This window comes from Pseudomonas sp. 14P_8.1_Bac3 (assembly GCF_025466085.1).
Classification (GTDB): Bacteria; Pseudomonadota; Gammaproteobacteria; order Pseudomonadales; family Pseudomonadaceae; genus Aquipseudomonas.
Window position 1 is genome coordinate 191,150 of record NZ_JANLOD010000018.1, and the last position, 21,851, is coordinate 213,000.

Annotated in this window: 22 protein-coding genes; 13 read left to right on the top strand and 9 right to left on the bottom strand. The window is 60.3% G+C overall.

Annotated elements, in window-relative coordinates:
- Nucleotides 1–20: 20 nt before the first annotated feature.
- The gene (locus NTD84_RS06630; protein ID WP_262164150.1) at nucleotides 21–698 is read left to right on the top strand and encodes a TetR/AcrR family transcriptional regulator; all 678 of its coding nucleotides are present in this window, start codon (nucleotides 21–23) and stop codon (nucleotides 696–698) included.
- A gap of 26 nt (nucleotides 699–724) precedes the next feature.
- Here the strand turns inward: NTD84_RS06630 and NTD84_RS06635 are convergent, their stop codons facing one another.
- From NTD84_RS06635 to NTD84_RS06645, 3 genes are all read right to left on the bottom strand, one after another.
- Complete coding sequence (locus tag NTD84_RS06635) at nucleotides 725–1,585, bottom strand: shikimate dehydrogenase (protein WP_262164151.1); 861 nt, start codon at nucleotides 1,583–1,585, stop codon at nucleotides 725–727.
- 5 nt (nucleotides 1,586–1,590) lie between these two features.
- Nucleotides 1,591–2,031, bottom strand: coding sequence for a type II 3-dehydroquinate dehydratase (gene aroQ / locus NTD84_RS06640; protein WP_262164152.1), 441 nt, complete (start codon nucleotides 2,029–2,031; stop codon nucleotides 1,591–1,593).
- Between the two features lie 138 nt (nucleotides 2,032–2,169).
- Entirely contained in the window at nucleotides 2,170–3,081 is a 912-nt protein-coding gene (locus NTD84_RS06645; protein ID WP_262164153.1) for a LysR family transcriptional regulator, read from the bottom strand.
- Nucleotides 3,082–3,281: 200 nt separating this feature from the next.
- On the opposite strand from NTD84_RS06645, the gene NTD84_RS06650 reads away from it, so the two are divergent.
- The gene (locus NTD84_RS06650) at nucleotides 3,282–3,710 is read left to right on the top strand and encodes a DUF4160 domain-containing protein (RefSeq protein WP_262164154.1); all 429 of its coding nucleotides are present in this window, start codon (nucleotides 3,282–3,284) and stop codon (nucleotides 3,708–3,710) included.
- Complete coding sequence (locus NTD84_RS06655; protein WP_262164155.1) at nucleotides 3,707–4,153, top strand: DUF2442 domain-containing protein; 447 nt, start codon at nucleotides 3,707–3,709, stop codon at nucleotides 4,151–4,153. The genes NTD84_RS06650 and NTD84_RS06655 overlap by 4 nt, the downstream gene beginning before the upstream one ends.
- Nucleotides 4,154–4,207: 54 nt before the next feature.
- Here NTD84_RS06655 and trmA read toward each other — a convergent pair whose 3' ends face one another.
- Both trmA and NTD84_RS06665 read right to left on the bottom strand, forming a co-directional pair.
- Nucleotides 4,208–5,287 carry a tRNA (uridine(54)-C5)-methyltransferase TrmA gene (trmA, locus tag NTD84_RS06660; RefSeq protein ID WP_262164156.1) on the bottom strand — a complete coding sequence of 360 codons (1,080 nt, stop codon included), beginning with the start codon at nucleotides 5,285–5,287 and terminating at the stop codon, nucleotides 4,208–4,210.
- Entirely contained in the window at nucleotides 5,284–6,579 is a 1,296-nt protein-coding gene (locus tag NTD84_RS06665) for an NCS2 family permease (RefSeq protein ID WP_262164157.1), read from the bottom strand. The genes trmA and NTD84_RS06665 overlap by 4 nt, the downstream gene beginning before the upstream one ends.
- A gap of 222 nt (nucleotides 6,580–6,801) precedes the next feature.
- On the opposite strand from NTD84_RS06665, the gene NTD84_RS06670 reads away from it, so the two are divergent.
- The 5 genes from NTD84_RS06670 to NTD84_RS06690 all read left to right on the top strand — a co-directional run bounded on the left by NTD84_RS06670 (nucleotide 6,802) and on the right by NTD84_RS06690 (nucleotide 11,860).
- Nucleotides 6,802–7,248, top strand: coding sequence for a YolA family protein (locus NTD84_RS06670; protein ID WP_262164158.1), 447 nt, complete (start codon nucleotides 6,802–6,804; stop codon nucleotides 7,246–7,248).
- A gap of 66 nt (nucleotides 7,249–7,314) precedes the next feature.
- Entirely contained in the window at nucleotides 7,315–7,866 is a 552-nt protein-coding gene (locus NTD84_RS06675; protein WP_262164159.1) for a DJ-1 family glyoxalase III, read from the top strand.
- 276 nt (nucleotides 7,867–8,142) lie between these two features.
- On the top strand, nucleotides 8,143–8,676 hold the full coding sequence (locus NTD84_RS06680) for a (2Fe-2S)-binding protein (RefSeq protein ID WP_262164160.1): 534 nt from the start codon (nucleotides 8,143–8,145) through the stop codon (nucleotides 8,674–8,676).
- On the top strand, nucleotides 8,673–9,659 hold the full coding sequence (locus tag NTD84_RS06685; RefSeq protein ID WP_262164161.1) for an FAD binding domain-containing protein: 987 nt from the start codon (nucleotides 8,673–8,675) through the stop codon (nucleotides 9,657–9,659). The genes NTD84_RS06680 and NTD84_RS06685 overlap by 4 nt, the downstream gene beginning before the upstream one ends.
- Complete coding sequence (locus NTD84_RS06690; RefSeq protein ID WP_262164162.1) at nucleotides 9,659–11,860, top strand: xanthine dehydrogenase family protein molybdopterin-binding subunit; 2,202 nt, start codon at nucleotides 9,659–9,661, stop codon at nucleotides 11,858–11,860. Before NTD84_RS06685 ends, NTD84_RS06690 begins: the two co-directional genes overlap by 1 nt.
- On the opposite strand, the gene NTD84_RS06695 is transcribed toward NTD84_RS06690, so the two are convergent.
- Nucleotides 11,857–13,095, bottom strand: coding sequence for an MFS transporter (locus NTD84_RS06695; protein ID WP_262164163.1), 1,239 nt, complete (start codon nucleotides 13,093–13,095; stop codon nucleotides 11,857–11,859). The two genes, NTD84_RS06690 and NTD84_RS06695, sit on opposite strands and share 4 nt — an antisense overlap.
- Before the next feature lie 463 nt (nucleotides 13,096–13,558).
- Here NTD84_RS06695 and NTD84_RS06700 point away from each other — a divergent pair, with 463 nt between their 5' ends.
- The 3 genes from NTD84_RS06700 to NTD84_RS06710 are packed head-to-tail and all read left to right on the top strand — an operon-like array spanning nucleotide 13,559 to nucleotide 16,234.
- Complete coding sequence (locus tag NTD84_RS06700) at nucleotides 13,559–14,998, top strand: cytochrome ubiquinol oxidase subunit I (RefSeq protein WP_262164164.1); 1,440 nt, start codon at nucleotides 13,559–13,561, stop codon at nucleotides 14,996–14,998.
- A gap of 3 nt (nucleotides 14,999–15,001) precedes the next feature.
- Nucleotides 15,002–16,009 (top strand): cytochrome d ubiquinol oxidase subunit II, encoded by a 1,008-nt coding sequence (gene cydB / locus NTD84_RS06705; RefSeq protein WP_123367752.1) that lies wholly within the window; start codon nucleotides 15,002–15,004, stop codon nucleotides 16,007–16,009.
- A 57-nt stretch (nucleotides 16,010–16,066) separates the two neighbouring features.
- Nucleotides 16,067–16,234 (top strand): DUF2474 domain-containing protein, encoded by a 168-nt coding sequence (locus tag NTD84_RS06710; RefSeq protein WP_262164176.1) that lies wholly within the window; start codon nucleotides 16,067–16,069, stop codon nucleotides 16,232–16,234.
- A 60-nt stretch (nucleotides 16,235–16,294) separates the two neighbouring features.
- On the opposite strand, the gene NTD84_RS06715 is transcribed toward NTD84_RS06710, so the two are convergent.
- Together NTD84_RS06715 and NTD84_RS06720 are read right to left on the bottom strand one after the other, a co-directional pair.
- Complete coding sequence (locus NTD84_RS06715) at nucleotides 16,295–17,419, bottom strand: methyltransferase (RefSeq protein WP_262164165.1); 1,125 nt, start codon at nucleotides 17,417–17,419, stop codon at nucleotides 16,295–16,297.
- A gap of 156 nt (nucleotides 17,420–17,575) precedes the next feature.
- A complete protein-coding gene (locus NTD84_RS06720; protein WP_262164166.1) occupies nucleotides 17,576–18,313 on the bottom strand; it encodes a LuxR family transcriptional regulator in 738 nt (245 codons plus the stop codon).
- 328 nt (nucleotides 18,314–18,641) lie between these two features.
- Here NTD84_RS06720 and NTD84_RS06725 point away from each other — a divergent pair, with 328 nt between their 5' ends.
- On the top strand, nucleotides 18,642–19,418 hold the full coding sequence (locus NTD84_RS06725; protein ID WP_262164167.1) for a ferredoxin--NADP reductase: 777 nt from the start codon (nucleotides 18,642–18,644) through the stop codon (nucleotides 19,416–19,418).
- A gap of 42 nt (nucleotides 19,419–19,460) precedes the next feature.
- Here NTD84_RS06725 and mscL read toward each other — a convergent pair whose 3' ends face one another.
- Entirely contained in the window at nucleotides 19,461–19,877 is a 417-nt protein-coding gene (gene mscL / locus NTD84_RS06730; RefSeq protein ID WP_262164168.1) for a large-conductance mechanosensitive channel protein MscL, read from the bottom strand.
- Between the two features lie 556 nt (nucleotides 19,878–20,433).
- On the opposite strand from mscL, the gene radA reads away from it, so the two are divergent.
- The gene (gene radA / locus NTD84_RS06735) at nucleotides 20,434–21,801 is read left to right on the top strand and encodes a DNA repair protein RadA (protein WP_262164169.1); all 1,368 of its coding nucleotides are present in this window, start codon (nucleotides 20,434–20,436) and stop codon (nucleotides 21,799–21,801) included.
- Nucleotides 21,802–21,851 lie beyond the last annotated feature (50 nt).

The following is a 21,851-nucleotide window of genomic DNA, read 5'->3' on the forward strand; positions in this document are numbered from 1 at the left end:
GTGATGGCCGTGAGCCCGCAATGACAATAATTTCAGAACTCTCCGCAGCGCCCGACGAACCCTTGGCCGAGCCGCGCAAGAGCCGCAAGAACAACCCGGAAAAGACCCGCGAGAACATTCTTCAAGAAGCGATCGTCGAGTTCGTCCAGCAGGGGCTTTCCGGTGCTCGCGTCGATGCGATCGCCGAGCGTATCCACACCTCCAAACGCATGATCTATTACTACTTCGGCAGTAAGGAGCAGTTGTACGTCGAGGTGCTGGAGAAACTCTACGGCGACATTCGCCACACCGAAAACCGCCTGCACCTGGCCGAGCTGGCGCCGGTGGATGCTATTCGGCGACTGGTGGAATTTACCTTCGATCACCATGACCGCAACGTCGATTTCGTGCGGATCGTCAGCATCGAGAACATCCACAACGCCGAGTACGTGAAGCGTTCCGATGCAATCAAGGCGATGAACAACACCATTCTCGACTCACTGGGTGTGATCCTGCGTCGCGGTGCCGAAGAGGGCGTGTTCCGCTCAGGGCTGGATCCGCTGGATGTGCATTTGTTGATCAGTTCGTTCTGCTTCTATCGCGTGTCGAACCGCCATACGTTTGGTGAGATTTTCCAGATCGATCTGCCGGACGAAAGCATCAAGCAGCGTCATCGGGAAATGATTTGCGAGTCGGTTCTGCGCTACCTGCAGGCCTGAGGTTTTTTTGCAGGCCGGGGTTCATTTCAATCCAGGCCATTCATGCCCTGGAAATGCGCCAGCATCCGCTGCGCATCCGGCACTACGCCACTGAACAATTCAAACGCCTTCACCGCCTGAAACACCGCCATCGTGCCGCCATCCAGGGTGCGGCAACCCATCGCGCGGGCAGTGCGCAGCAGTTCGGTTTCCAGCGGGAAATAAACGATCTCCGCGACCCACAATTGCGCGCGCAGCAGCGCTGCCGGCACCGGCATCCCCGGTAGCTTTTTCATGCCCATGGGCGTGGTGTTCACCAGACCGTCGGCCTGAGCCAGTGTGTGCGGCAGATCATGCCCTGCCACCGCGCGTCCTGCGCCAAAGTGCTGACTGAGGTTGTTCGCCAGGCTCTGCGCTCGGCTGGTTTCCACATCGAAAATGCTCAGCTGCTGTACGCCTTCGCTCAACAACGCGTGGGCGACCGCCGCGCCTGCACCCCCGGCGCCCATCTGGACGACACGCTCAACTGAAACGCCCTGCAAGCCGCGGCGGAAACCTTCGGCAAAACCCAGGCAATCGGTGTTGTGGCCGATGCGTTTACCGTCTTTCAGCACCACCGTGTTCACCGCTCCGATTCCATGGGCTTCCGACGACAACTCGTCGAGCAACGGGATGATCGCCTGCTTGCACGGGAAGGTGATGTTGAGGCCTGTGAAATTCATCTGTTCGGCGGCCATCAGCAGGTCGGGCAGGGCGTTGCTGTCGAGTTTCAACTGATCGAGGTCGATCAGGCGGTAGAGGTAACGCAGACCCTGGGCATCGCCTTCGTGTTCGTGCAAGGCGGGCGTGCGCGATGCCTGGATGCCGGCGCCGATCAGCCCGGCCAGTACGGTGGAGTTCTGGGTCACGACATTTACCCCTTCAAACGCAGGCTGAAATGTTCCAGCGCCATGCGATAGCCGTGGCTGCCGAAACCGGCCATCACCGCCGTGGCGATGGCTGAAACGAAGGAATGCTGACGGAAGGGTTCGCGGGCGTGGACGTTGGACAGGTGGACTTCGATGACCGGTAATTCACTGGCGACCAGTGCATCACGGATGGCGACTGACGTGTGGGTCCAGGCGGCGGGATTGATGAGGACCCCGGCACAGCGGCCGCGGGCGGCATGAATCCAGTCGAGCAATTCGCCTTCATGGTTGGTTTGGCGAAATTCCACCGCCAGGCCGAATTCTTCGGCGGAGCGTCCACACAACGCAGAGATGTCTGCCAGGGTTTCGTGGCCGTACGTCGCCGGTTCACGGGTGCCGAGCAGGTTCAGGTTCGGGCCGTTGAGCACCAGAACGATAGGGTTCATCGGTTTTCTCCACTTATTATTCTTGGAATGGGCTGTAGGCTCAGCCTGTGGAGATAAATTGTACTAGATGGTTACTTTAATCAATTGACCAGGCCGTGAAGCAGACGTTTCTGTGCGGTGATCGGACGAATCAACTGTTCAGTGCGGTAATTTCTCCAGCAGAAAGTCAATGAACGCCCGCAGCCGCAATGGCACGTGCCGACTTTGCGGGTAGAGCACGGTGAAGGGCCGCGAACGTCCGCCGTAGGGTTTGAGGACTTCCACCAGCGAGCCCTCAGCCAATTCTTTTTCGACGATAAAACGATAGGTCTGGAACAGTCCGGCGCTGTGTTTGGCCAGGGTCACGCCGCCAAGAACGTCGTCGGAACACCTGTAATTGCCCTCGGCGAGAATCTCCCGCTGCTCGCCGCTGTCGTTGAACAACCAGGCAATCCGCCGGCCACTGCTGGGCAAGTCGTACTGGATGCAGTCGTGACGTTCGAGGTCGTCCAGGGTTTGCGGCGTACCGGCGCGTTTCAGGTAGTCGGGGCTGGCGATCATCACCAACGCGGCGTCCTCGAGATGCCGAGCGATCAGCCCGGAGTCCGGAATCGCCCGCACGCGAATGGCCAGGTCATAGCCTTCACCGACGAAATCGATGTTGCGGTTGCTGATGTGCGACTCGACTTTCACCAGCGGGAAACGCTCCCGGAAGGCCGGCAGCAGCGGCAGGATCCGGTGATGGGCATACGTTGTGGGAATGCTGATGCGCAAGGTGCCGGACGGCTCCTGCTGTTGCCCCATTACTTCCCGTTGCGCCTCGACCAACTGTGCAAGGGCCTGACGGCATTCTTCGTAATAGCGCCGGCCGCTGTCGGTCAGTTTGACACTGCGGGTGGTGCGCGCGAACAGCCGTACCCCCAGGCGTTCCTCCATGCGCGACACCGAACGGCTCACCGCCGCCGGCGTTACGCCCGCCACCAGTGCGGCGGCGGTGAAGCTGCCGGCTTCGGCGGCCAGGCAAAACAGCTCGATGCTGCCGAGCTGAAGATCGTCGAACGTTCGCTGCATGATTGATTACACCGGGGATCAAATGAGGGGCCTGACGCCGTGTTTATCAAATTGCGGAAAGGATTGCTTACCATTTTTGCCCCGAATCGGAGCGCCCACGGCGATTTCGAAAGCTAGCCTCTGAAGCAGGCTGGATCCAATTATCGGATTGCTCAAGAAATACGCGTTGTCGTGCTCAATAACCTGACGGATGGGTTGGTATGAAATTGCTTAGCTACAAAGGGGTTTCCATGGTGATAAAAGCGCGCGATGAACACTGTCCGCCGCACGCCCATGTCGATACTGGAAGCTGGAGTGCCCGCTTCAAATTCAGTTTCTGGCACAACGGGGTCGAGTTGTGGGACGTGGTTCCCCATACGAACCGGCCGCCCGTGGCCGTGCTCGAAGGGCTGCGTGACACGCTCAGGCAACCCGCCCACTTGCGCCGCGCGCGAACGGTTTGGTGGGAAAAACTGCACACGGTCTGCCTGGACCATCAGCTGTGGGACTGGCGGAGCGGGGAAGTGGTGGTGAAAAAAAACATCGCCAGTACGACTCATCTGATTGGCTCGGCTTGCTATGAGCCGGAGACGAACAGAACCCTTTTGGGGCTGATGAGTGCCCCGGAGGGTGTGGAGATCAAGCTATGAAAACAGTGGAGGCCAGGACCCTGGCCGATCGGCCTGTGACGGACGCGTTGCTCGATGAAGCCATCAGGCGCGGACGAGTGCGCCAAAAGAGCGACTTGCAGGCGACCTCGGTGGCCTTCTTCGCGCCCTGTCTGGCGGTCAGTTTCATCGATGGCAGTGGCGTGCTGTTGCCCGTGCAGCACTATTCGGAATTCGATGATTTCGAGGTCGAGGATTTCGCTGAGCTGACCGTCGGCTTTTCCGGGACCGCCCTCTGTCATGAGGCAAAGGACCTGCACGTGTCCATCGCCGGGATGATCTCGGCGAGCAAGCCGCTGATGAACATGGCCGCCTCGGTCATTGCATCGCGCAACGGTCGCCAGAGCAGCGCCGCCAAGGCTGAGGCGGCGCGGGCGAATGGCCGTAAGGGCGTGCATCCGCGCAAGGCCGATGTCATCGAGTGAGCGCGCACAAAAAAGCCGTCGTAGTGACGGCTGATCTGTATCGGTCGGCTGCAATCAACGCCGGGTCAACAGCACCCCGGATTCCATGTGGTGGGTCCACGGGAACTGGTCGAACAGCGCACACCGAGTGATGCGGTGGGTGTCGCGCAACTGGGCGATGTTGGCCGCCAGGGTTTCCGGGTTGCAGGAAATGTACAGGATGTTGTCGAAGCGCCGGGTCAGCTCGCAGGTGTCCGGGTCCATGCCGGCGCGCGGCGGGTCGACGAAGACGCTACCGAATTCGTAGCTTTTGAGGTCGATGCCGTGCAGCCGACGGAACGGACGCACTTCGTTCAGGGCTTCGGTCAGTTCTTCGGCGGACAGGCGCACCAGCGTGACGTTATCCACTGCGTTTTCGCTGAGGTTGCTCAGTGCTGCGTTGACCGACGTCTTGCTGATCTCGGTGGCCAGCACTTTGCGCACGCGGGTCGCGAGGGGCAGGGTGAAGTTGCCGTTGCCGCAATACAGCTCCAGCAAATCGTCGGGGCGGTCGCCCAGTGCTTCGTAGGCCCAGTTGAGCATTTTCTGGTTCACGGTGCCATTGGGCTGGGTGAACGCGCCTTCCGGCTGGCGATAGCTGAAGGTGCGGCCACCGACGTCGAGTTTTTCGATCACGTAATCGTGACCGATCACTTCGCGCTTGCCCTTGGAACGGCCAATCACGCTGACGTTCAGGTCCGCCGCCAGCTTCGACGCAGCGGCGTGCCAGTGTTCATCCAGCGGGCGGTGATAGCACAGGGTGATCATCGCGTCGCCGGCCAGGGTGGTCAGAAACTCCACCTGAAACAGCTTGTGACTCAGCGCTGCGCTGGCTTGCCAGGCGGCCTTGAGCTGCGGCATCAATTGGTTGATGCGCAGGCTGGCGATCGGGAACTTGTCGATCAGGATCGGCGTGCGTTTGTCATCCTGGGAAAACATTGCGTAGTGACGCTCGCCGGCTTCGCGCCACAGGCGAAATTCGGCGCGCAGGCGAAAGTGCTGCAGCGGCGAATCGAATACGACGGGTGCCGGTGCATCAAACGGCGCCAGCAGGTCACGCAGGCGCGCGACCTTTTCTTCGAGCTGAACGGTGTAAGCCTGGGAATCAAAAGTCATGCGTTGAACCAACCCAACTTGATCACGAACAGAATCGACAGAATCACCAGCGCCGCGTTCAGTTCACGGCCACGTCCGGACAGCAGCTTGATTGCGGTCCAGGAAATGAAACCGAAGGCGATGCCGTTGGCGATGGAATACGTGAACGGCATGGCCAGCGCAGTGACCACGACCGGTGCGGCAACGGTAATGTCGTCCCAGTCTATTTCGGCCAGGCCGGAAGTCATCAGGACGGCGACGAACAGCAGCGCCGGTGCCGTGGCGAACGCTGGAACGCTGGCCGCCAGTGGCGAGAAGAACAGCGCCAGCAGGAACAGGATAGCCACCACGATCGCTGTCAAACCGGTGCGGCCACCTGCGCTGACGCCGGCTGCGGATTCGATGTAGCTGGTGGTGGTCGACGTGCCCAGCAGCGAGCCGGCCATGGCCGCCGTACTGTCTGCGATCAGCGCGCGGCCCATTTTCGGCATGTGGCCGTCCTTGCCCATCAGGCCGGCGCGTTTGGCGACGCCGATCAGCGTGCCGGAGTTGTCGAACAGGTCAACGAACAGGAACGCGAAGATCACGCTGACCAGACCGATGTCCAGTGCGCCCTTGATGTCCAGTTGCAGGAAGGTCGGCGCCAGGGATGGCGGCATCGACATCACGCCGCCGAACGGGGTGAAGCCCAGGGCAATGGACGCGATGGTCACGACCAGAATGCCGATCAGCACCGCACCGCGCACGGCGAGCGCTTCCAGGGCGACGATCAAGGCGAAGCCGAGGGTCGCGAGGATCGGCGCCGGTTGTTTCAGGTCACCGAGGCCGACCATGGTCGCCGGGTTGCTGACCACGATGCCGGCGTTGTGCAGGGCGATCAGCGCCAGGAACAGGCCGATACCGGCGGCAATCGCCGAACGCAGCGGCAGCGGGATGCTGTTGATGATCCATTCGCGGATGCGGAAGATCGACAGCAGGAAGAACAGCACCGCCGAAATGAACACCGCACCGAGCGCCACTTGCCAGGTATGGCCCATGTGCAGGACCACGGTGTAGGTGAAGAACGCGTTCAGGCCCATGCCCGGTGCGAGCGCGATCGGGTAGTTGGCGATCAGGCCCATCACCGTGGAGCCGATGGCGGCGGCCAGGCACGTCGCGACGAACACCGCGCCCTTGTCCATGCCGGTCTCGCCGAGGATGCTCGGGTTGACGAACAGAATGTAGGCCATGGCCAGGAAAGTCGTGACGCCCGCCAGAATCTCGGTCCGCACGTTGGTGTTATGTGCCTTGAGTTGAAACAGCCTTTCCAGCATGTCTGCTCCCCGTGGCGCGCCCGGCGCCGTGAATGTATCGACCTCAACAGCAAAGCACAGACCGCTGCAGGCGCCTGGTAATTTTCTGTGGGTCGGAAAAAGCCGCGCATCATACCAGCAGCGTGGGGCTGTGGCTGCTTATGGCTGCGATCGTCGCCGATGTTTTGCGTGAAAGCCAACTGCGCCATACTGCGCGCTGGTTTTGGGGAACTTGGGGATTGCATGAAAAAGCGTTCGGTTAACCTTTTTGGAGCCATGCTCGCCCTGTCGTTGGGGGCGCCAACGGCTTTGGCAGCCTCGGCGGCACCGCTGAGCCAGGTCAAGGTGCTCAAGGTCGAATCGCCCGCCTGTGGTTTTGAAGACATTGGCGAGGGGCAGGAAAAAACCCGCTGCGATCACAGCGGGCCGAACATCAAGATCTACGTACTGGAAGTCGGCTATGGCCGCGGCGCCCATGTCGGGCTCGACGGTTTTGAGGTCAATGGCACCCGCACCCCGGTCTGTGCCTTCGACAACGGCAACCTGACTGAATGCACTGTTGGCAGGAAGACCGTGGGCTACCTGTACGTTTTCGATCTGGCCGGCAAGCAGGAAGGCACGTTCACCTTCAGCAACACCTCCATCAACGCGCCGGGCAACACCCTGTCGACGCAGCTTTACATCAAGTAACGGCCCGTTCGAACCAGGGTCAGGAAAGCTGACTACGCTTTAAAGATCATTCTGTGGATGGTTCCCATGACCTTTAGAGCTCTGATTACCCTTGCCGAGGGCATCGATGACCTGCAAACCGTGACCTTGATCGATGTGCTGCGGCGCGCCAAGGTGGAAGTGGTGGTGGCCAGCATCGAGGGGCGACGCATGCTCACCTGCGCTCGCGGCACCCGATTGACGGCCGACGCGATGCTCGTGGATTTGCTGGCCCAGCCCTTCGATCTGATCGCCTTGCCCGGTGGTGCCGTTGGCGCGCAACACCTGGCAGCCCATCAACCGTTGCAGCAATTGATCAAGGATCAGGCGGCAGCCGGTCGCCTGTTCGCCGGGATCGCCGAAGCCCCGGCATTGGCCTTGCAGGCCTTTGGTGTCCTGCGGCAACGGCGCATGACCTGCCTGCCTGCCGTCAGCCATCAACTGTCGGGCTGCAACTTCGTCGATCAACCGGTAGTGGTCGATGGCAACTGCATCACCGCCCAGGGTTCCGGGGGCGCGCTGGAATTTGCCCTGGCGCTGGTGGAGCAACTCTGCGGCAAGCCCGCGCGGGCGATGGTGGCGGGGGAGTTGGTGGTGTAAAACCGGTCAGGCGTGATCCGCAAGGGGTTGATGACCGGTTGCAGAAGACGCAAAGGCCTTTTGGGTTGAAAGGATTTGGTCATGGGGCAAGTGTGAGGAGATACATCACGGGTGCACTAACGATGTATTGCACTTGGTCGGCAAATTCATGCTCGCCGCCATTTGCCGGGTCCCTCCCATCAATTCTCTTGAACACCCACACACACCGGAAGTCGTACCCCTTATGACGGCGGTTTGCCAAAACGCCGCGAACGTACGACCAACCGTGAGGTGTATATGAACGCGACCCTTCCCGACGCGGCGCCGCCGTCGTTTGCCCGTCATTCGTTGGCGATGAAGATCAATGGCCAGCCGTATCGACTTGAGATATTGCCCTGGACCACCTTGCTGGATGTACTGCGTGAGCAGTTGGACCTGATCGGTACGAAAAAAGGCTGTGATCACGGTCAATGCGGCGCCTGCACGGTGTTGCGCGATGGCAAGCGCGTGAACGCCTGCCTGACCCTGGCGGTAATGTGCGAGGGTGCCGAGCTGACCACCATCGAAGGCTTGGCCAGCGGCGATGAGCTGCACCCGATGCAGCAAGCGTTCATCAAGCACGACGCTTTCCAATGTGGCTATTGCACGCCGGGGCAGATTTGCTCGGCGGTGGGGTTGGTCAATGAAGGCCGCGCGCAAACCACCGCAGATATTCAGGAGTTGATGAGCGGCAATCTCTGTCGCTGCGGCGCCTACAGCAACATCCGCGATGCTATCGAGGAAGCGCTGCCAGCCTGCCATCCACGCAATGCGCAGGGAGATGGCCAATGAATCCTTTCCATTACAGCAAGCCTGCCTCGGTACAGGATGCAGTGCATCTCGCCGGTCCGGCCTCGCGCTTCATCGCCGGCGGTACCAACCTGCTGGATTTGATGAAGGAAAACCTCACGCGTCCCGAGCATCTGATCGACATCACGGGGTTGCCGCTGCATGACGTGCGTGAAACAGCCAGCGGCGGGGTGATGATCGGTGCGCTGGTCAGCAATGCCGACCTGGCGTGGCACCCATTGATCGAGCAGCGCTATCCGCTGTTGTCCCAGGCGATATTGGCCGGTGCATCGCCGCAATTGCGTAACATGGCCAGCACCGGCGGTAACCTGCTGCAACGTACGCGTTGCTATTACTTTTATGACGCCAGCGTGCCGTGCAACAAGCGCGAGCCGGGCAGTGGCTGTCCGGCGCGGACGGGGCTGAATCGCATCCACGCGATCCTTGGTGCCAGTGCCCAGTGCGTGGCCACGCACCCTTCGGACATGTGTGTCGCATTGGCCGCGCTGGAGGCCGTGGTCCATGTGCAGGGGCGCAATGGCGCGAGGACCATCGAATTCGCCGATTTCCATCGCTTGCCAGGGGACGCGCCGGAGCGCGACAACCAACTGGCTGAGGATGAGTTGATTCTCGCCATCGAATTACCTGCAGCCGGTTTCGCCGAACACAGTCATTACCTGAAAATCCGTGATCGTGCGTCTTACGCGTTTGCCTTGGTCTCGGTAGCGGCGGCGCTCGACATCACGGGTTCGATCATTCGTCAGGCGCGGCTTGTGCTGGGTGGCGTAGCCCACAAACCGTGGCGCGATGGCACAGTGGAAAGCGCGTTGGTGGGCAAAGCGGCGAGTCGCGAAACCTTCAGTGCCGCCGCCGATGCCTTGCTGCAAAACGCCGAACCCCTCGAACACAACGCTTTCAAAGTAACACTCGCGCGTCGCGCCATTATCCGCGCCCTGAGCAACGCCACGCAGGGAGGGCATGCCTGATGAACACCTTCACCAAACCGATGGGCCAGCCGCTGGACCGGGTCGACGGCCACCTCAAAGTGACCGGCCAGGCCCGTTATGCCGGGGAGTTCGCCGAAGCAGGCTTGCTCCACGGCAGTGTCGTGTCCAGCACCATTGCGTGCGGCCGGGTGGTCAACATCGATGCATCGAAAGCCCTGGCGTTGCCCGGTGTGGTTGCGGTGATCGATCACACCCATCGTCCGCGCATCGCCAGTTACGACAAAAGCTATGAAGACGCGGACTCGGCCGATGGCTCGCCGTTCCGTCCGTTGTACAACGATCGGGTGCTCTACAGCGGACAACCGCTGGCATTGGTCGTCGCCGACAATCTGGAGCTGGCGCGCCATGCCGGCTCGCTGATCACGATTGAATATGAAACCGAATCGCACCAGACCGATCTGCTGACGCTGCAAGGCGAAGCCCATCCGGCACCCGCCGAATTGCCCAAGCCTCGCGGGAATTTTCAGGCCGAATTCGCCGGTGCCGCCCTGAGCCTGGACCTGAATTACAGCACCCCGATCGAACACCACAACCCGATGGAGCCTCACGCCAGCACCGTGCTGTATCAGGCCGACGGCAGCCTGCACATCCACGACAAGACCCAGGGGCCGCAAAACTGTCAGTCCTATGTGCAGAAAGTCTTTGGCCTGGAGAAAGAACAGGTGCGGATTTTCGCTGCTTATGTCGGCGGTGCCTTCGGTTCCGGCCTGCGCCCGCAGTATCAATTGCCACTGGCGGTGATGGCCGCGCTGCACCTCAAGCGCTCAGTGCGCGTGACCCTGACCCGTCAGCAGATGTTCACCTTCGGCTATCGTCCGCGCACGCTGCAGCGCCTGCAATTGGGCGCGGCGGCTAACGGGCGTTTGCTGGCGGTGGCCCATACCGCCATTGGCCAGACTTCGCGCTTCGAGGATTTTACGGAACACGTGGTGGAGTGGAGCGGCATGCTTTACCACTGTGACCACGTGCAATTGACCTACAAACTGGTGCCGCTCGACGTGTACACGCCACTGGACATGCGCGCGCCGGGCGCGGCGCTCGGGCTGATCGGGCTGGAATGTGCGATGGACGAGCTGGCCTGCGCTTTGGCGATCGATCCTGTCCAATTGCGCCTGATCAATTATGCCGAGCGCAATCAGAACGAAGACAAGCCCTACTCCAGTAAAGAATTGCGCGAATGCTATGCCCAAGGCGCCAAGCGCTTCGGCTGGGATCAGCGCAGTGCAGAGCCTCGCAGCATGCGCCGGAGCCAGCAACTGGTGGGCTGGGGCATGGCCGGTGGCGTCTGGGAGGCGATGCAGCAGAAAGCCAGTGCCAAGGCGTCGCTCGACCAGCACGGCAAACTGACGGTCAGCAGCGCCACCACCGACATCGGCACCGGAACCTACACGGTGATGACGCAAATTGCCGCACAGGCGTCAGGCGTTTCCGTGAAGGACGTCACCTTTGTCCTCGGCGATTCATCATTGCCCACGGCGCCGTTGCAGGGTGGGTCATTTACTGTGTCGTCAGTGGGCACCGCGGTCCAGCAAGCCTGCGAAGCGTTGCAGGAAAAACTGCTGGCGGTGGCGCGGCAAACCTCGGCAGCGTTCAGCGGCGTGACGTCGGAGCAGGCGGTTTTTGAAGACGGCCATCTGTTGTTCGACGAGGCGCGACTGTCCCTTGCCGATCTGGTCCGCGGCAGTGGCGAGGAGGTCATTGAAGTTCAGGTGAACGCCGAGCCGGACAAAAAACGCGAAGCCTATGCCACTGCAACACATTCGGCGGTGTTCGTCGAAGTGCTGGTGGATGAGGACCTGGGGACGGTGAGGGTCAATCGCGTGGTCAGCGCCATCGCGGCGGGCCGGGTGGTGAATCCAAAAATGGCCCGCAGCCAGATTCTCGGCGGCGTGGTGTGGGGCATCGGCATGGCCTTGCACGAAGAGACGCAGACCGACCATGCGCTGGGACGTCACATGAACCACAACCTGGCCGAATACCACATTCCGGTAAATGCCGACATCGGCGACATTGAGGTGCTTTTCGTCGATGAACACGATGAAATCGTCAACGCCCTCGGGTCCAAGGGCGTGGGCGAAATCGGCATTGTCGGGGTAGCGGCCGCCGTCGCCAACGCCATTTATCACGCCACCGGCAAACGGGTGAGGGATTTCCCCATCACCCTCGACAAGCTGCTCTAGACCTTGGCTTCCTGCGCCGGCACATGCATGCGGTCGCGGTTGGCCAGGGTCGGGAACAGCTTGATCCAGACCCCGGTCACGACCAGGGTGCCGATGCCGCCCATGACCACCGCCGGCACTGTGCCGAACCAGTGGGCGGTGAGGCCGGACTCGAACTCGCCCAACTGGTTCGAAGCGCCGATGAACAGCCCGTTGACGGCGCTAACGCGGCCGCGCATTTCATCCGGCGTTTCCAGTTGCACGAAGGACGCGCGGATCACCATGCTGATCATGTCCGCTGCGCCCAATACCACCAGCACCGCCAACGAGAACCAGAACGAGGTCGACAGGCCGAACGCGATGGTCGCCACGCCGAACACGCCGACGGCGGTGAACATCACCCGACCGACCTTGCGATCCACAGAAAACCGCGCCAGCCAGAGCGACATCAATAACGCCCCGACGGCCGGCGCCGAGCGCAGCAGGCCCAGGCCCCACGGCCCGGTCAGCAGAATGTCCTTGGCGAATACCGGCAGCAACGCCGTCGCGCCGCCGAGGAGTACGGCAAACAGATCCAGGGAAATCGCTCCGAGAATATCCGGACGGCTGCGAATGAAACGAATCCCGGCCAACAGTGAATCCAGGGTCGCCTTGCCTTTGTTCAGCGGCGTTTGTCGGGCGGGCAGGTTGAGCATCAGCAGGCAGGCGATCACGTACAGGATCACCGTCGGCCCATAAACCCAGACGGTGCCGAAGGCGTAGAGCAAACCGCCGAGGGCCGGGGCGACGATGGTGGCCGATTGTTGCGCCGATTGCGCGGCGGCAACGGCACGGGGGAACAGCGCCGGGGGCACGATGCTCGGCAGCAGCGCCTGGGTGGTCGGCATTTCGAAGGAGCGGGCGGCGCCGAGCAGAAACGCCAGGATGAAGATCATCTCCCGGGTGACGTGGCCGGTAGCGCCGCCAATCGCCAGGGTCAGCGCAATCAATGCCTGCACCGACTGACAGATGGCCGCGACCTTGCGTCGATCATAGCGGTCCGCGACATGCCCGGTGTGCAGCATGAACAGCACTCGCGGGGCAAATTCCACCAGACCGACCAGGCCCAGGTCCAGCACGTTGCCGGTCAGTTGATAGAGGTTCCAGCCAATGGCCACGGTGAGCATTTGAAAGCCGCTGGCGGTGAACACCCGAGCCAGCCAGAACGCGATGAAAGGGCGGTGATGACGTAACAGCAGGGGCGCTTGGCTGGGCATCTGAGGCAAATCGTGAGCAAGGGGAAAGGCGAGGTTATCACCAACCTGTAACCAGAAGTTGCGGCGCCGGAAAATTCAGTTAGCAAGACATCTATCCGCAATTCCCTGTGGGAGCGGGCTTGCTCGCGAATGCGTGGCATCAAACAACGTGTGTATCGACTGACATGGCGCTTTCGCGAGCAAGCCCGCTCCCACAACTGAATAGGCAACGGTTGCTGAGACAACCTGTCACGCGGCAAAAGACCACACCGTCCATCGTCAAAAACCGGACTACTCTTTCACCCATGCTTGATCCAGATCAAAGCCATTCGTGGAATTGATTCGGCGGCCAGATGGCCAGACTCCCTACGTTGTGATGTTGGTAAAAAAAGAACGAATTGAAATTCGCCACACTCCATATCCGTGGGGGCAGTGGGTGCAGGCCGCAAGCCTTCAGCCGGTATTACCTGACAGAGGAAGACTTATGTTCGGTTTGGAGGCGCTTGATCTCGCCCGAATTCAGTTCGCGTTCACCATCTCGTTCCACATCCTGTTCCCGGCCATCACCATCGGCCTGGCGAGTTACCTGGCGGTACTCGAAGGCCTGTGGCTGAAAACCCACAACGACACTTACCGCGACCTCTACCACTTCTGGTCGAAGATCTTTGCCGTCAACTTCGGCATGGGCGTGGTCTCGGGGCTGGTCATGGCCTATCAGTTCGGCACCAACTGGAGCCGCTTTTCGGACTTCGCCGGTTCCGTGACCGGGCCGTTGCTGACCTACGAAGTGCTGACCGCGTTCTTCCTTGAAGCCGGGTTCCTGGGGGTGATGCTGTTCGGCTGGAACAAAGTCGGGCGCAACCTGCACTTTTTCGCCACGGTCATGGTGGCCATCGGCACGCTGATCTCTACCTTCTGGATTCTTGCCTCCAACAGCTGGATGCAAACCCCGCAGGGCTACGAGATCATCAACGGCCAGGTCATCCCCACCGACTGGCTGGCGGTGATCTTCAATCCGTCGTTCCCCTACCGCCTCATGCACATGGCCACGGCCGCCTTCGTCGCCACGGCCTTCTTCGTCGGCTCCTCGGCGGCGTGGCATCTGTTGCGCGGCAAGGACAACCCGGCGATCCGCACCATGCTCTCGATGGCGATGTGGATGGCCCTGATCGTGGCGCCGATCCAGGCGGTGATCGGTGACTTCCATGGGCTGAACACACTTGAGCATCAGCCCGCAAAGATTGCCGCGATCGAAGGTCACTGGGAAAACGTTGGCGATGAGCCGACACCGTTGATCCTGTTCGGCTGGCCGGACATGAAAGCCGAGAAAACCAAATTCGCTGTCGAAATCCCGTACCTGGGCAGCCTGATTCTCACTCACTCGCTGGATAAGCAGGTGCCGGCGCTCAAGGAATTTCCGCCCGAGGATCGGCCGAATTCGACCATCGTGTTCTGGTCGTTCCGGGTCATGGTCGGCCTGGGCTTGTTGATGATCTTCACCGGTTTGTGGAGCCTGTGGCTGCGTAAACGCGACAAGCTGTACACCTCGCGGCCGTTTCTATACCTGGCATTGTGGATGGGCCCGTCCGGCCTGATCGCGATTCTCGCCGGCTGGTTCACCACGGAAATCGGCCGTCAGCCGTGGGTGGTCTACGGGCTGATGCGCACGGCGGATGCGTCTTCCAATCACAGCTTCATGCAAATGAGCATCACGCTGGTGCTGTTCGTGGTGGTGTATTTCGTCCTGTTCGGTACCGGTCTTGGTTACATGATGCGTCTGGTGCGCAAAGGGCCGACGATGCACGAGGCCGAGGAAACGCCGGATGGTGGTCCGGGCAGGAAACGCACGCCGGCGCGTCCGCTGTCCGCCGCCGACGATCCTGCCGACGCCAATCACGGCCCCAGCCTGAAACAGGAGAGTTGAGTCATGGGTATTGATCTTCCGCTGATCTGGGCCGTGATCATCATCTTCGGCATCATGATGTACGTGGTCATGGACGGTTTCGACCTGGGGATCGGGATTCTCTTCCCGTTCATCCCCGGCAAGACCGACCGTGACGTGATGATGAACACCGTCGCGCCGGTCTGGGACGGCAACGAAACCTGGCTGGTGCTGGGTGGCGCAGCGTTGTTCGGCGCCTTCCCGCTGGCTTATTCGGTGGTGCTCTCGGCGTTGTACCTGCCGCTGATTTTCATGTTGATCGGGCTGATCTTTCGCGGCGTGGCGTTCGAGTTCCGTTTCAAGGCCAAGGATGACAAACGCCATCTGTGGGACAAGGCGTTCATCGGCGGGTCGGTGGCTGCCACGTTCTTCCAGGGCGTGGCGTTAGGCGCGTTCATCGATGGGCTGCCGGTGGTCAACCGACAATTTGCCGGGGGCTCACTGGACTGGCTGACGCCATTCACCCTGTTCTGCGGTGTGGCACTGGTGGTGGCTTACGCGCTGCTCGGCTGCACCTGGCTGATCATGAAAACCGAGGGCAAGTTGCAGGAGCAGATGCACGACCTGGCGCGGCCATTGGCGTTCGTGGTGCTGGCGGTGATCGGCATCGTCAGTATCTGGACGCCGCTGGCTCATGCGGAGATTGCCGCGCGCTGGTTCACCCTGCCGAACCTGTTCTGGTTCCTGCCGGTGCCGATCCTGGTGCTGGTGACCATGTACGGGCTGATCCGCGCCGTGGCTCGCAACGCCCATTACACGCCGTTCCTGCTGACGCTGGTGCTGATTTTTCTCGGCTACAGCGGTCTGGGCATCAGCCTGTGGCCGAACATCGTGCCGCCGTCGATCTCGATCTGGGATGCCGCCGCGCCACCGCAAAGCCAGGGCTTCATGCTGGTCGGGACGTTGTTCATCATCCCGTTCATCCTGGGGTACACCTTCTGGAGCTACTACGTGTTCCGCGGCAAGGTGACCCATGAAGACGGGTATCACTAGTCCATGCGGCAATGGCGCAAGGTTGATCCTTGCGCCATCTCAGAGGAGATCTCGATGATGGCTGGAAAACCTTCCTTGCGGGACATCGAAGCCGCAGAGAAAAAACCGCTGTGGCAGCGACTCGGCTGGCTGGCGATGATCTGGACCGGCAGCGTGGTAGCGCTGTTCATCGTCGCCAGCCTGATGCGCATGTTCATGAATGCTGCAGGCCTGTCGACCCACTGAAGACCTCAGCCCGCTTGTGCCGCGCGCTGGCGAACGCGTTCTGCGTTTATTTCCGGGCTTTTATTTCCGCGCTTTGAGGATCACGAACTTGGGCGTGGCCGCCACTTGTTCGACACCGCGGAATAACCGTGCCAGCTTGCTGTGATAACCCAGATGACGATTGCCGACGATGTACAGCGCGCCGCCGACTACCAGCGCTTCCCGGGCCTGCTGGAACATTCGCCAGGCGAGAAAGTCGCCCACCACTTGCTGCTGGTGAAACGGTGGGTTGCACAGCACCACGTCGAGTGATTGCGTTTCCTGCCCGGCCAGGCCGTCGCCGGCACGCACGATGACCTCCCGGTCGCCCAGTGCGGCGTGCCAGTTTTCGGCCGCCGACTGCACGGCCATAAACGACTCGTCCACCAGCGTGTAGTGCGCCTCGGGATTCTGCAGGGCGCTGGCAATGGCCAGCACGCCGTTGCCGCAACCGAGGTCGGCCACCCGCGCCGTTCCGAGATTCTTCGGCAAATGCGGAAGAAATGCCCGGGTGCCGATGTCCAGCCCTTCGCGGCAAAACACGTTGGCATGGTTGAGCAGCTCGATAGCCGGCGCGTCGAGTCGATAACGGGTCGGATACGGGGACGTCGCCGGAGCCTTGGCTTCAGCCGTGGCGATCAGCAGTCGAGCCTTTTTCACCGCCAATGAGGCTTGCACCGGGCCGATGTAGCACTCCAGTAAATCCCCGGCGGCACGTGGCAGGTGCTTGATCATGGCGCCGGCGATCACTTGGGCACCGGGTGCCAGTTGGCCTTGCAGGCGAATCAATTGTTCTTCCAGCAGCGCCAGGGTTTTGGGGACGCGGATCAGCACCCGGTCAAACGGGCCGCTGAACGCTTCGCTGGCCGGTACGCTCGGCACGGCATCAAACGCCTGCCCGTTGCGGATCAGATTCTTTTCCAGGCCCTGAAAGGCCAGGAACGAGTCGCCGCTGCTGGTGACCTGTACCTTGCCCGCCAGGCTGGCGGCCAACGCCCCGAAACTGTCGTTGAGCACCAAAACCCGCATATCCGGATCCGGCTGTTGTTCGGCCAGGTGATGGAGCAGGTATTCGTCGGCTGCATCGAAGGCTTGCAGCGGTTCGTTCTGCTGTTCTGGCTGGCGGATCAGGTCGAGGCGGGCGAAGGGTGTTTCGAGCAAAGGCATGGGGCGGGGCTCTGGGTGATCAACGGGAATCCCGCGGCCCAGGGGCGTTGTAGCGGGCAAGACGGTCCGAGTGTACTGCGTCGCGATGGTCTACGCGTCATCACTCTGGAGGTGCCGCAAATGTTACGTTTTTTTCTTTTGGATTACTCGCAGGTTTTATCGATTCGGTATTGAAGAGCTATTGAGGTAGCCCGCCTTGATGGCCGCGATGATTGCCGAGATCTTGTTGGCAGCACCGAGCTTTCCCATCGCACTTTGCATGTGGAAATGGATCGTACGCGCACTCAGGTTGAGAATTCTGGCGCTTTCATCTGCGGTCTTGCCAGCGGCCGCCAGTTCCAACACATCGACTTCACGGGGAGATAAATGCGCGGCAGTGGATATCAACGGTTTCCTGGGCAACGATTGCAGGGCCAGCTCATGCAGATGACGGCCCATGAAGACCGAGAAACCAAGATTTTCATACAGTTCCATTGGGGTAATCGGGCAGTGGCTTCTGGCGAGACTCAGAATGCTGCACAGGCCGCTTTCCTCGTCATGCAGCGCCTGCGACCAGCCATGCTGCAATCCCCGTGATTCCAGTTCGTGCCACAACGACGGTACGTTGGCGAAAAGTTGTTCATTCCATAACACCGGAAGCATGGATTGATTGCAATGTGCTACTACTGGATCAATTGGGCCGAAGTTCTTTTTTTGATATTCGCTGTTCCATCCGATCGGGAAATTGTTTCGTGTAACCGTTTTGGCTGGAGTGTTTTTTGTCTGATAAGTGGTTGAAAAGGCGACAAATTTAAAACCGATATTTTTTGCAAAGCTGAGTGCGACCCGATATGCGGTATCGATATCCGTAGTGCACGACAGTTGGGTAAGTTGGGACTCCTTCCAGCGCTCCATCATGTTCTCCGAAAAGGTCTGTCGTACGAGGTACAAGTCTTGGATCCAAGATCCTGTAAGCTTTGAAGTGTAGGATGATTCCTACGTTAAAGTGAGAATTTTTGGCTTTACCAAACCGTTAAAATTTAAATTTTAGGTTCTATCAACAATATGTTGATCTTCATGTAATAACTGACGCTTTGTATTGATCAGAGTAATAGCTCTAATGTTCGCCACTATTGATAATCGACGTATTTGAAAAATCAATATTAAAAGACACTACAAATCATCGGTGTTTAACGCACGTGCTTTGCGGGACACTAGAGCTACCTGTCCAACGGAGCGCCCCATGACCGCCAGCGCAGAAAAATTCACTCGCCAGACCCTGCTCGACGTCCAGCCGCTGACCCCGAACCTGTTCACCCTGCGCACGACAAGGGATCCGGGCTTCCGTTTCCGTGCAGGACAATTCGCCCGGTTGGGTGTCACCAAGGCTGACGGCAGCACGGTATGGCGCGCCTATTCCATGGTGTCGTCACCGCATGACGAATTCCTCGAGTTCTTTTCCATTGTGGTGCCGGGGGGCGAGTTCACCAGTGAACTGAGTCGGCTGGGCGTGGGCGATACCCTGCTGGTTGACCGTCAGGCCTTTGGTTACCTGACCCTCGACCGTTTCGTCGACGGTCGGGATCTCTGGTTATTATCCACAGGCACCGGCGTGGCGCCGTTTCTGTCGATCCTGCAGGACTTCGAGGTGTGGGAGCGGTTCGAGCGCATCATCCTGGTCTACAGCGTGCGTGAGGCGCAGGAGCTGGCCTATCAGGCGTTGATCGCGGACCTGGCGCAGCGTGACTATCTGGCCGAACACGCGCACAAGCTGCAGTTCATCGCCACCGTCACCCGCGAGGAGCATCCGGGCGCCTTGCATGGGCGGATCACCACGCTTCTAGAACGTGGTGAGCTGGAGCGGGTAGCGGGCCTGGCGCTGACGGTCGAGCATTCGCGGGTGATGCTCTGCGGCAACCCGCAGATGATCGACGACACGAGGGCACTGCTCAAACAGCGTGGCATGCATCTGAGCCTGAGCCGGCGCCCCGGGCAGGTGGCCGTGGAAAACTACTGGTAAAAAAAACGGCGCCCCGAAGGCGCCGTTTTCACCTGCGTCACCTCACTCCGGTCGCTGGTTCTGGAGCTTCAGCAGATCGCGAATCTCGCCCAACAGCTCTTCTTCCTTGGTCGGAACAGGCGGCAGGGTAGGGGCGACGGCCTCTTCCCGCTTCAAGCGGTTGATGGCCTTGACGCCCATGAAGATCGCGAAGGCGACGATGATGAAGTCGATCACGCTCTGGATGAACTTGCCGTAGGCCAGCACCACCGCGGGGGCGGCGCCGTCGGCGGCCTTGAGCGTAACGGCCAGGTCACTGAAGTCCACCCCGCCGATCAGCAGCCCAAGTGGCGGCATGATCACGTCACCGACAAACGACGAAACGATCTTGCCGAAAGCCGCGCCGATGATGATACCGACAGCCATGTCGACCACGTTGCCTTTGACCGCGAAGGCCTTGAACTCACTTATCACGCCCATAGGTTATTCCTTGTTACAGATGAGGTTGGTAACGCAGTGTAAATCAGCAGAATGCTTTCTGCCCGAGCCACCTGCGAACAGCGCTTGCCCTGCTGTCGACCCGATCATCGGCGAAAGGTTTAGTCGGGGCTGCACCGAATTGACGTATCTACCATGTTTCCAGCGTTAAGCCGTTGCACTTCGGCGCAACCAAAAACCGTAGTGTCTTATGGATGAAACAGTGAGGTGTCAATGCAGTTAGATGGGCAGCGGGGAATGGCAGCGCCTGGTAGTTAAAGTTCATTTTATTTTTTAAGGGATATCGCAGGCTATGTTTGTTAATTCCGAAGAGTCCATTCCTCGAGAAATGTTGTACATGAAACTTATAAGTTTCATGTTTTGTACAAGTTAGGCAGAGAGTTTATTGGTGTTGGTTCGTCGAGTTGTACTCAGGCTTCTACAACTTGGGCGACTCGTTGCGGGTCATGGATGGGCAAGTACTTATACATGCCGGAGGCCGGACAGCCGCATTGACCCTTCGACTGCGTTATCATCGCGTTTTTTGCCGGGAGTTCAGATGGCCAAGGCCAAGCGCATGTACGGCTGCACCGAGTGTGGCTCAACGTTTCCCAAGTGGGCCGGCCAGTGCGGTGAGTGCGGTGCCTGGAACACCTTGACTGAAACCCTGGTCGAGAGCGGTGGCGCTGCGGCGCCTGGCGGTCGCACCGGGTGGACCGGTCAACAGGCGCAGATCAAGACCCTGGCTGAAGTCAGCGTCGAAGAAATCCCAAGGTTCTCCACGGCTTCCAGCGAACTCGATCGCGTCCTGGGCGGCGGGCTGGTGGACGGCTCGGTGGTGCTGATCGGCGGTGACCCTGGCATCGGCAAATCGACCATTCTGTTGCAAACCCTGTGCAACCTCGCCAAGAGCATGCCGGCACTCTATGTCACCGGTGAGGAATCCCAGCAGCAAGTGGCCATGCGTGCCCGCCGTCTGGGGTTGCCGCAGGATCAACTGCGGGTCATGACCGAAACCTGCATCGAAACCATCATCGCCACCGCTCGGGTGGAAAAACCCAAGGTGATGGTGATCGACTCCATCCAGACAATTTTCACCGAGCAGCTGCAATCGGCACCGGGCGGCGTGTCGCAGGTTCGCGAGAGCGCGGCCTTGCTGGTGCGCTACGCCAAACAGAGCGGAACGGCGATTTTCCTGGTCGGCCACGTGACGAAGGAGGGCGCATTGGCCGGACCGCGAGTGCTGGAGCACATGGTCGACACTGTGCTGTATTTCGAAGGCGAGTCCGATGGCCGTTTGCGTCTGCTGCGGGCGGTGAAGAACCGTTTCGGCGCGGTCAACGAACTGGGCGTGTTCGGCATGACGGACAAGGGCTTGAAGGAAGTCTCCAACCCGTCGGCGATTTTTCTGACCCGCGCTCAGGAAGAAGTCCCGGGCAGCGTGGTCATGGCCACGTGGGAAGGCACTCGGCCGATGCTGGTGGAAGTGCAGGCGCTGGTAGATGACAGCCATCTGGCCAACCCGCGTCGGGTCACGCTGGGGCTGGATCAGAACCGGCTGGCGATGTTGCTGGCGGTGTTGCACCGGCACGGCGGCATTCCGACCCACGATCAAGACGTGTTCCTCAACGTGGTCGGTGGCGTGAAGGTGTTGGAAACCGCTTCCGACCTGGCGCTGATGGCCGCGGTCATGTCCAGTTTGCGCAATCGACCGCTGCCTCATGATTTGCTGGTGTTCGGCGAAGTCGGTTTGTCGGGTGAGGTGCGCCCGGTGCCGAGTGGGCAGGAGCGTTTGAAGGAAGCGGCCAAGCACGGTTTCAAGCGAGCCATCGTGCCGAAGGGCAATGCGCCGAAGGAAGCGCCACCGGGGTTGCAGATTATTGCGGTGACACGCCTGGAACAGGCGCTCGACGCGTTGTTCGAGTAAGTCTCCTGTAGAACTCTGTCCTTGTGGGAGCGGGCTTGCTCGCGAAACCG